Origin of the sequence: Thomasclavelia sp., assembly GCF_017889095.1 — a bacterium.
Lineage (GTDB): Bacteria > Bacillota_I > Bacilli_A > Erysipelotrichales > Coprobacillaceae > Thomasclavelia.
This window is the reverse complement of record NZ_JAGHEW010000338.1, coordinates 1-9,773: the sequence shown is the minus strand read 5'-3', so window position 1 is coordinate 9,773 and position 9,773 is coordinate 1. Positions and strand designations below refer to the sequence as shown.

Genomic DNA, 9,773 nt, shown 5'->3' with positions numbered 1-9,773 from the left:
TTCTTCAATATCAATCAAACAAACATGAGCTTTTTCCTGTTTAAAGGCTTCCACAATTGCTTTTCCAATTCCTTTAGCACCACCAGTTACAACAACTACTTTATTTTCAAAATTCATCTTTACCACCCCTATTGATAATTAATCTTTTGATTATATTATATATGATTCATTGCAAAAATCTACTAATTATCCATTAACGCCATGACTTTAATGTTAGAGAACATTTCTAAGTTCAAAGTTTAAATTAAATAATAAAAAATAATTTAAAGATTTATTTGATCATAAAAAATTATCAAATAACTAATTTTTATACAATTTTCACCATGACTATAATAATGGGAAAAATTTCTAAGATTAGTATATTCGTTGATTTTAAAATTAACAGTCTAAATTATCATTATTAATTTATTATAGATAATAAAAAGACTGTAACGAAATAGATAATTTCTATTTCGTTACAGCCTCTTATTACAATATCAGTATTTAAGAGTGTTTTGATTGATATATTTTAATACTAATAAAATAACTAATTACAGTTAAAATTAATGCTACTAACATCATAACTATTATAATTAAACTAGTGTTGCTTGTTAAAATTGTTTTAATATCAAAATTAAAATTAAAAATTATATAACCAATAGCAATCAAAGAAACCATAATAATATACATGATAGCCCCTTTACTATTGCCTAACCATAAAAAACCAATGGTAGTAACAGCATTAAAAATCAAAGCAGCAATAAACCCTAAAACAAATATTAAAATACCCATTTTTAAAGAAACAGCCTGATAGCCTAATACATATAATAATGTAACCGGAAGAGAAACAACAACATTAATAACAACGGTAAATAAAAATGTTGTCATCATTTTCGCTTTGATAATTTGCGATACAGTAATTGGAAACGTTAATAAAATTTGATCATATTTTGAGATTTCATCTTGTTCAATCGCTGATTGAAATACACTTATTCCCATCATTGGTAAAGTTATCCCAATTACCAAGATACAGCCATACAAATTTTTAAGAGCAATAATAATTGCCAGCAAGAAGACAAGATTAACTATTAAACTGATTAAATTTTTCTTAATACAGCAACACTCATATAATTCTTTGATCATGATTCCTTGCATCTTATTTCACCCCTTTTACATAAAACAACATTAATTCTTCAACTGAAGGTCGTTTGATTTCTAAATCAGTAAAAACACTTAAAATTTCATGACGATTTTTTACTAGAATTGAATAGCTATAAGGTTCTTTGATATACGAAACAATATCTTCTTGATTTAAAGTTGTAAACAATTCTTGATTACCATTAATAATTCCATATTCTTCATTAATCTCTTCATACGATTTAATAAATACCAGTTTACCTTGATGGATATAGGCAATATAATCAGCAATTTTATCTAAATCACTAGTGATATGTGAAGAAATTAAAACGGTATGTTCTTCATCTTCAGTAAATTCACGAATTAACGATAAAATTTCATCACGGGCAATGGGATCTAAGCCACTTGTTGCTTCATCTAAAATCAATAATTTTGCTTGATGAGAAAAAGCAATCGCAAACTCTAGTTTCATTTTCATCCCGCGTGAATATTTTTTTAGTTTTTTATTAATTGGCAAATCAAAACGTTGTAAATATTGATAATAAGTTTCCATATCCCAGTCACGATATGTTTTACTTAAAATCTTGCCAATCAGCTTTGGTGTAAATTCTAAATTATAATGGGTCCCATCAAAGATAACGGCAATTTGTTCCTTGATTTGTTTTTCATGACGCTGATAATCTAAATCAAAATATTTTAATTCATCATAATCACAAGCAACAATTCCTAATATCGAATTAATCAATGTTGATTTACCGGCTCCATTTTCACCAATTAATCCCATGATCGTTCCCGTTGGAAGATTAAAATTAATATTTTTTAAACTAAAGTCCTGATAGTCTTTTGATAAGTTTTTAATTTCAATAGCGTATGTCATAATTACATCTCCTTATAAATCAGCTCAAGTGTTTGCATTAACTGTTCTAATGTGATCCCACTTTGTTTAGCTAGCTCACAAGCATCAATGATCATTGTTTCAATGCGCCGACGATTTTCCTCCAAAATAAAATCTTGATTTTGTAACGATACAAATGCCCCTTTAGCTGGTACGATAACAATAAAGCCGTCTTTAGCTAATTCTTCATAAGCTCGTTGGGTGGTAATGATACTTACATGCAGATCCTTAGCCAACTTGCGCATTGATGGTAAAGGATCATTTTGTTTCAACTCACCTTTCATGATCATCTCTTTTATTTGAATTGTGATTTGTTGGTAAATCGGTTTTGAACTCGAATTACTTAAAATAATTTCCATGAATATTCACCTCGTAACATAATATACTGTATATATCTTACATATACAGTATAACTAATATTGTTATTACTGTCAATATATTATATATACAGTTTTTTATGTTGATATATAAAGGGTTTAGAAGAATTTATCGATTTTATATAAGAGATTCAAGAAATTTTAGTTTTAACTTTAACCCATTTTATTATTTATCAAATTCATTAAATATTTTAAGATCTATAACATGAGCGTATATTTGAGGTATCTTATCATCACTATGACCTAAAATAGTTTGAATTACTCATGTACTAATATCTTTATCCAGACATCCAGCAGTAAATGTATGTTTAAATTTATGCATACTTAACTTATCGATTAAAAATGGTATGATATCTTTTATCCAAGTTAATGCTTTTTTACATTCACTGTCAATAGGTATCAAACGCTTTGAAGTATCTATTTTTGGGGTTGTTAAATAAATAATTGTCTTTCCAGTAATACATATTATGTTATCATCTATTAAGTCTAAATTATTAACATTGGTTCTTTGTAACTGTTATTTAAACAGTTTTTTATAAAAAAATATTATGAACACTCATAATATTTTTTACTTAATCACAGTTATTTCAATTATTCCAGATAAATTTTGAATATCTTCCCTACCAGAAATAGCCTGCCCTAATTCGTATAGCTGATTACCCTTTCCAAAATCATCATAAAACATTACAACATCTTGCCAAGGTTCATAATATGCTAGCGTTCCTAGTTTAGCATTAGCTTCAATTCCATCACCGGTATCTAATTTACTAGGGGGATAGAATATTTTTTCGTTAGTACTATAATCAGATACTTCTAATGTAAGAGGTAATTGATCATATAAATCTTTTGCTGCCTGGCTATTATTTAATTGAAAAATAATCGTATGTTCATTATCACTTACCTGGATCTGTAATTGACTATCTTCAATAGTATCTTGTTTTTTATTTTCTGTTTTACTGACATCTTCTTTACTAGTAGCGCAGCCAACAATTAATAATGTAAGCAATCCTAAAATAAATATTTTTTTCATTTTCAACCTCCAATTTTATGATACAATATTTTTTATCATTGCAAAAATACTTATTATGAATTGTTGATGATAGCTAAAAAGTATAAAAGAATTGCTCTTGTAAGCAATTCTTTTTATAAGACTTCTCCATTAGTGGCAATAACCTTTTGATACCAGTAAAAACTATCTTTTAGATATCTTTTATTAGTACCTTTACCTTGATCATCTAAATCAACATATATAAAGCCATATCTTTTTTTCATTTCACCTGATGATGCTGAAATTAAATCAATACATCCCCATGAAGTATAACCCATAACTTCAACTCCATCCTCTTCAATTGCTTTTTTCATTTGAATGATATGTTCTTTTAAATAGTCAATTCGGTATTGATCATGAATCGAACCATCAATTAATTCATCTACTGCTCCTAATCCGTTTTCAACTACAAAGATTGGTTTTTGATAACGGTCATAAAGCTGATTTAAAGCAATCCTTAATCCGACAGCATCAATTTGCCAACCCCAGTCACTTACCTGTAAATAAGGGTTTTTTACACTTTGTGACATATTTCCCTGGGTTGTTTCTAAATCATCAGCGCTAGCATAAACCGATGAATTATAATAACTAATTCCAATAAAATCAGTCTTACCAGCTTGTAATATTAATTTATCATCTTTAATTCTTTTTAAAGATATTTGTTTTGATTGTAATTCTTTAATTTTAGATGCTGGATAATATCCTCTGATCATTACATCACTAAAGAAATGAAATTTATTCATCAATTTAAGATTACCTAGATAATCATTTGGATTACAGCTATAAGGATAGCTTGGGGTATATGCAAGCATACATCCTATTTTAAGGGAAGAGTTTAGTACATGTCCATATTTTACTGCTTTAGCACTAGCAATAAATTGATGATAAGCAGCTTGTTCAAGAACTTGTGGATCATTGCTTGCTACCCCAGCTTCTAAATAACCGCCGTATATTAAAGTATTTATCTCATTAAAAGTTATCCAGTATTTTACTTTTTGATGATAGCGGTCAAAACATACTTTGGCATATTTAACAAAGCAGTCAATCATTCTTGGATCAGCCCAAGCATTCCATTTATTGGTCAAAGCTAGTGGTGATTCATAATGTGATAAGGTGACAACTGGCTCAATATTATATTTTAATAATTCATCAAAAACATTGTCATAAAATTGTAATCCAGCTTCGTTTGGTTCTTGATCATCACCATTAGGAAAAATTCTTGACCAGGCAATTGACATTCTAAAACATTTAAATCCTAATTTTGCAAATAATTTAATATCCTCTTGATAATGATGATAAAAATCAATCGCATTATGATTAGGATAATATTCATTTTCATCTATTTCTATTTTGGCATCTTTAGGAAAATCATCGAGCATAAAAATACATTTAGAATATTTTTCCCCTTGATACGTATAGGTTAATTCTCTTAATGATTTGGCATTTCCAGCTTTTAAAACATCACTGCAGCTAAGTCCTTTACCATCTTGATCATAGGCACCTTCAATCTGATTGGCAGCAGTTGCCCCACCCCATAAAAAATTTTCCGGAAAACCATGATTCATTACATTTGTTCTCCTTTTGCCTCTTCTTTTAAAGCCTGATTATCAGCAATTTTAAAGAATGGGTAATATAAGATGATATTAGCAAGAATACATACTAATGGTACGATCATTAACATGATACCACCTTCTAATAATCCTGTAATTGGTGCCGGCATGATCCAAGGTGATGAAACAGTTGGATTAAAGCTGTTTCCAAATCCTAACATAGCAAGTAAATAAGCTATTCCTCCAGTAATTGGTGTAGTTAAAGCCATTGGAATAAAGAATATTGGATTTAACATTAATGGTACTCCAAAGACCATTGGTTCATTAATATTGAATAAACATGGAACAAATGATAATTTAAACATTGCTTTAAATCTTTCTGATTTAGCTTTAGCCATTGCAATAGCTAGTCCAATGGTATTACCATTACCGCCCATATTCATTGTAATGAAAACCACCATGAAAACTAAATGTGGTAAATTGGCAGAAGCTGTTCCCGCCATAAAAGCTTCAACATTAGCAGTCATACAAGTAATTAAAACTGGTGTATAAACACTAACGATTGGTGATGGATGAATACCAAAGAACCATAATATGTTAGTAAAGGTATATAATCCAATTAATGCTAGCGGAGAACCTCCGACATTTAAAATTGGCTGAGTAATCGTGTTATTTAACATATCAAACACATTACCATAAGGTGATAAATAGAATAAATATTTTACTACTAAGACAACTGTGAATATAATCATAGCAACAAAAGTTGGTGACATTGATTGTGACACCATTGGTGGCACACTACTTGGTAATTTTAAAGTAATATTCTTTTTGCATAACCAGCAATATAAACCAGTAACCAATAACGCTGTTAACATTGCAACAAAAATCCCATTACTTCCCAAATAACTTGTTTGCAAAGCTGAAATTATCCCCTCTTTTCCTTCTACTGTTTGAGGCATCAAACATAAAAATGCACCAGTAGAAAGTAACGCAGCTGTTAATCCTGATTCACCTTTAACTTTACTGTAACAAGATGATACAGAAATCACTACATAAATAGCTAGCATTGACATTGTTACATTGATTACTTCTTGAATTACTACAGCTAATTGTGTATCATTTAAAAAATTTAACCACCCTTGAATTGGTAAATTAACTAAAATTGCAAAAGCAGCAACCCCTAAAGTAATTGGCATAGTTCGCATCATTCCTGAAGATAATCCTTTTACAATTAAACTTTCATTCAGTTTTGTTGCAATTGGACCAATAAATCTTTCCAAAAATGATTGTAATTTATCAAATAATTTCATTTTTTTATTTCTCCTCATTTAATATTTGTACATGTACTTGATTGATATCACGGTTTATATTATATCTTTGAAAAGTTATTTTATCTTTCTATTAAAAGACTTATTTATGTCGATTTTTTAACCAAAAAAAATTTAGAGAATAATCTCTAAATCATAAATTTTTTCTTATATTGACTTGGTGTCATTTGATAATAATGCTTAAATGTATAGATAAACGCATGTTGGCTAGGAAAACCGCACTCTTGCGATATTTCCAATAATGTTAAAGAAGAATTTGCCATTTTATAAAGAGCATGCTCTAAACGTATTTTGGTTAAATAATCTTTAAAGGATATTCGATAATACTTTTTAAAAATCTTAGAAAGATATTGTGGAGAAACTGTTAATTCATCAGCCAGATCATCTAATTTTATATCTTCTTGATAATGATTATTTACAAATCGGGATATTTTTTTAATTCGTGGCTGATATTTAAATTTATAATCATTCACTTCTTTTGAAGACACTTGAAAATAAGTACCCATTAGATATATCAATAAAAATATATATCCATTGATACCGATTTCTTTTACTTCATTATCACTATAAAATATATCTTTTAACAACAGAAATTCTCGAATAAAATGTTGATAATTAGTTTTTTTTGATAAACTCATTAATGTCGATGAACAAAGAAAAATATCATAAGATAAAAATTTTGGGATAATTTCATGGATCCAAATAGCACTTATTTGTAATGAAATAATATGACTATCTTTACTTATTTTAAAACTATGAACATGATTACTGGCAATATAAATAATATCATTTTCTTTTAAGGTAAAAGATGATAATTCTTCTTGTACAATGATCGTACCAGTAACAACATAAATAATTTCAATACTATTATGCCAATGTGGTTTTATTTCTGTATCTTCATCACATTGATATTTCAACATTGAAAAAGATCTGTTTTCACTATAAATACGATAATTTATTAAATCTTGATTATTATATCCTGCTTGCATTTTATCGCCTTCTTCCTAAAAATAATTATAATTATTTTACTAAATATATCTATATAAAAATATCTTCATAAATAAATTTTTTAAATATTTACAGTTACTAACTTTAGGCATATAATTAAAGTGTAAGAAGTAATAGAAAGGAGATTTTTATGATGAAATCAATATCTTTAGGTAGTTTGATCAACCGAAAAAAGACCATCTTTCTTTTAATTATGGTGATTCTTTTAGAAATAGCGATTTGTTTTTCTCCACTAGGAAAATATGTTTTATTTAATTTATTTTTCTTAGTTCTTTTACTTGGACTTACTATTAGTTTAGCTATGGATGAAAACTGGATCTTTAAAGCTGACTATGTTGAAATCACTAGAAAAATGTCTTTTAAAAATTCAATAAGATTATTTTTCACTTCTTTAATAAAAAACAATCATGATCAAATATATCAAAAAATATATTATCATGATATTGAAAAAGTTGCTTTGATTTACAAACCAGTAACTACTCATGGTCCGTTAAATACACTAGGAGATAATTTCTATATTAAAATCAAACAAAATAATGGTAATATTTATTCTTTTGATTTACGACTTGTTTACAGTAATGAAACTAAGATTTTAGCAATAATGAAAATACTGCAAGAACATCATGTTGATATTAGCAGTAATAAAAATATTTTAAAACTGCTTAATAGCAATACTAATCTTTATCAATATTTTCGTAATGTTTAAAATAATTTTTCTAAAAAAAAACATAAATATGACTCCATATTTATGTTTTTTACTATTAGTCATTAATCTGTTTTCCTAAAGTATATGCCTGTAAATAAGCAGGATGTTTTAAGGCATCATTTAAATCAAATGCTCCAGCACCGTTAATAATTCCCCCTTCATCAATAGTTCTAAGTACCTGAATAAACCCACGCATGGATTCAATAGCACCTTGATGATTGGTTAAATCAGGAACCCCACTAGTAAAAAGATAATAAACTTTTTTTCGTTTATTACTTTCCCTTATTTCATATTCACGAGCATAAAAACGATCAATCAATAATTTTAACTGAGCAGTTATACTATAAAAATAAACCGGTGAAGCTAACAGCCAGACATCACTATCGATCATCTGCTGAATAATAAAATTAGCATCATCTTTTTGAAAACAGTTATTTTCATGTTTACGACAATAATTGCAAGCTAGACACGGATACAATGTATAGTCATTTAAATTAATTTTAGTTACTTCTAGCCCAGCTTCCTTTGCTCCTCTAGCAAACTGATCACATAATAATTCACTATTACCTTTTCTTCTAGGACTTGAAGAAATAATCACTACTTTTTTCATCTTTACTTCCTTTTATTCTTGAGGCTTTAATGGTCCATAGAAATATGAAGCTGTTGCCCCGCCATCAATTAAAAAATCAGCTCCAGTGATAAAAGCCCCTTTATCGCTCATTAGTAATTCTGCCACGTTGGCAATTTCATCAGCGGTTGCTGGTCGACCGGCTGGACATGAAGCAAACATATTTTTATAAAAATCACCACGTGGTCCGTTGAATTCATCGATTGCTAGCGGAGTTACTACGATACCTGGTGAAATTGAATTAATTCGCGCCTTTCTTTTACCCCATTTAACAGCTTCTGCCATAACTCTTTTTTCATTACATCTTTTCGCAAGCTGATAAGCATGTAGTGTATCATTGATATTGGCTGGCTGTAATAAATCTAATGATAATAACTTATCTACTGGAGTAGTAGCTAACAGTTCGTCTTCTTTGGCAGTTAATTGTTTCATACGATGACCAGACTGACTAGAAATAGTTACACCAACCCCACCTTCTTCGATTACTTTACCAACTTCTTCTAATAAAACTGCTGTTCCATATAAATCAACTTTTAAAATCGCTTCAATTGGTGCCTGGCTTGGAGATACCCCTGCCCCATTTACTAACATTTTTATTTTTCCATATTCTTTTGCGGTTTCGATCATTTTTAAAATCGATTCTTTTGATGATAAATCCATTTGATAAGGAATAACATCAAATCCCGCCTCATTCATTATTTTAGCAATTGCATTAGCATTTTCGATATTTTTATCACCCATGATTATTTTTTTACCATAACCCATTCTTCTAGCAATCGCCATACTAATTTGTCCTGCACCTGTTACGATCATTACATCTTTCATTTTCATCTACTCCTCTCTATTTTTCGCAACTTCTTTAACACAACGAAGAGCATTTAAACTTCTTGGATATCCAATAAATGGTATACACTGAGAAATTATTTTAATTAAAAAATCTTTGTCATTACCTAATCTAAAATTAGCTTCCACATGTGACAATAATTGTGGTTCACAGCCCCCTTGTCCGGCTAAAAAACAAAATGTGATCATTTCTCTTTGTCGATAATCTAAACCATTTCTTGTATAATAATCACCAAAACAATTATCAGTTAACCAGTAGTTAATATGTTGACTA

The 9,773-nt window shown here is 28.8% G+C and carries 12 protein-coding genes; 1 reads left to right on the top strand and 11 read right to left on the bottom strand.

Annotation, left to right across the window (positions count from 1 at the left end):
• From J7M77_RS14605 to J7M77_RS14570, 8 genes are all read right to left on the bottom strand, one after another.
• Positions 1–117 (bottom strand): SDR family NAD(P)-dependent oxidoreductase (locus J7M77_RS14605; protein WP_296879880.1); only part of this gene is annotated, 117 nt, incomplete at its 3' end.
• A gap of 366 nt (positions 118–483) precedes the next feature.
• On the bottom strand, positions 484–1,134 hold the full coding sequence (locus J7M77_RS14600; RefSeq protein ID WP_296879878.1) for an ABC-2 transporter permease: 651 nt from the start codon (positions 1,132–1,134) through the stop codon (positions 484–486).
• A 1-nt stretch (position 1,135) separates the two neighbouring features.
• Positions 1,136–1,993 carry an ABC transporter ATP-binding protein gene (locus J7M77_RS14595; RefSeq protein ID WP_296879876.1) on the bottom strand — a complete coding sequence of 286 codons (858 nt, stop codon included), beginning with the start codon at positions 1,991–1,993 and terminating at the stop codon, positions 1,136–1,138.
• A 2-nt stretch (positions 1,994–1,995) separates the two neighbouring features.
• Positions 1,996–2,370, bottom strand: a complete 375-nt coding sequence (locus J7M77_RS14590) for a GntR family transcriptional regulator (RefSeq protein ID WP_296879874.1) — start codon at positions 2,368–2,370, stop codon at positions 1,996–1,998.
• A gap of 586 nt (positions 2,371–2,956) precedes the next feature.
• The gene (locus J7M77_RS14585) at positions 2,957–3,418 is read right to left on the bottom strand and encodes a cyclophilin-like fold protein (RefSeq protein WP_296879872.1); all 462 of its coding nucleotides are present in this window, start codon (positions 3,416–3,418) and stop codon (positions 2,957–2,959) included.
• Positions 3,419–3,531: 113 nt separating this feature from the next.
• Positions 3,532–5,001 (bottom strand): glycoside hydrolase family 1 protein, encoded by a 1,470-nt coding sequence (locus J7M77_RS14580; RefSeq protein WP_296879870.1) that lies wholly within the window; start codon positions 4,999–5,001, stop codon positions 3,532–3,534.
• Positions 5,001–6,296 carry a PTS transporter subunit EIIC gene (locus J7M77_RS14575; RefSeq protein ID WP_296879868.1) on the bottom strand — a complete coding sequence of 432 codons (1,296 nt, stop codon included), beginning with the start codon at positions 6,294–6,296 and terminating at the stop codon, positions 5,001–5,003. The genes J7M77_RS14580 and J7M77_RS14575 overlap by 1 nt, the downstream gene beginning before the upstream one ends.
• 146 nt (positions 6,297–6,442) lie before the next feature.
• Complete coding sequence (locus tag J7M77_RS14570; RefSeq protein ID WP_296879867.1) at positions 6,443–7,303, bottom strand: AraC family transcriptional regulator; 861 nt, start codon at positions 7,301–7,303, stop codon at positions 6,443–6,445.
• Between the two features lie 152 nt (positions 7,304–7,455).
• On the opposite strand from J7M77_RS14570, the gene J7M77_RS14565 reads away from it, so the two are divergent.
• Entirely contained in the window at positions 7,456–8,028 is a 573-nt protein-coding gene (locus J7M77_RS14565) for a hypothetical protein (RefSeq protein ID WP_296879865.1), read from the top strand.
• 55 nt (positions 8,029–8,083) lie between these two features.
• Here J7M77_RS14565 and J7M77_RS14560 read toward each other — a convergent pair whose 3' ends face one another.
• From J7M77_RS14560 to J7M77_RS14550, 3 genes are all read right to left on the bottom strand, one after another.
• Complete coding sequence (locus tag J7M77_RS14560; RefSeq protein ID WP_296879862.1) at positions 8,084–8,638, bottom strand: flavodoxin family protein; 555 nt, start codon at positions 8,636–8,638, stop codon at positions 8,084–8,086.
• A 12-nt stretch (positions 8,639–8,650) separates the two neighbouring features.
• Positions 8,651–9,481 carry an SDR family oxidoreductase gene (locus J7M77_RS14555; RefSeq protein ID WP_296879860.1) on the bottom strand — a complete coding sequence of 277 codons (831 nt, stop codon included), beginning with the start codon at positions 9,479–9,481 and terminating at the stop codon, positions 8,651–8,653.
• A gap of 6 nt (positions 9,482–9,487) precedes the next feature.
• On the bottom strand, positions 9,488–9,773 hold a 286-nt coding region (locus J7M77_RS14550), incomplete at its 5' end, for a carboxymuconolactone decarboxylase family protein (RefSeq protein ID WP_296879858.1).

Bases quoted from the DNA above. Each gene is read 5' to 3' on its own strand.
- J7M77_RS14600 (WP_296879878.1), bottom strand. From the start codon at position 1,134: ATGCAAGGAATCATGATCAAAGAATTATATGAGTGTTGCTGTATTAAG.
- J7M77_RS14595 (WP_296879876.1), bottom strand. From the start codon at position 1,993: ATGACATACGCTATTGAAATTAAAAACTTATCAAAAGACTATCAGGAC.
- J7M77_RS14590 (WP_296879874.1), bottom strand. From the start codon at position 2,370: ATGGAAATTATTTTAAGTAATTCGAGTTCAAAACCGATTTACCAACAA.
- J7M77_RS14585 (WP_296879872.1), bottom strand. From the start codon at position 3,418: ATGAAAAAAATATTTATTTTAGGATTGCTTACATTATTAATTGTTGGC.
- J7M77_RS14580 (WP_296879870.1), bottom strand. From the start codon at position 5,001: ATGAATCATGGTTTTCCGGAAAATTTTTTATGGGGTGGGGCAACTGCT.
- J7M77_RS14575 (WP_296879868.1), bottom strand. From the start codon at position 6,296: ATGAAATTATTTGATAAATTACAATCATTTTTGGAAAGATTTATTGGT.
- J7M77_RS14570 (WP_296879867.1), bottom strand. From the start codon at position 7,303: ATGCAAGCAGGATATAATAATCAAGATTTAATAAATTATCGTATTTAT.
- J7M77_RS14565 (WP_296879865.1), top strand. From the start codon at position 7,456: ATGAAATCAATATCTTTAGGTAGTTTGATCAACCGAAAAAAGACCATC.
- J7M77_RS14560 (WP_296879862.1), bottom strand. From the start codon at position 8,638: ATGAAAAAAGTAGTGATTATTTCTTCAAGTCCTAGAAGAAAAGGTAAT.
- J7M77_RS14555 (WP_296879860.1), bottom strand. From the start codon at position 9,481: ATGAAAGATGTAATGATCGTAACAGGTGCAGGACAAATTAGTATGGCG.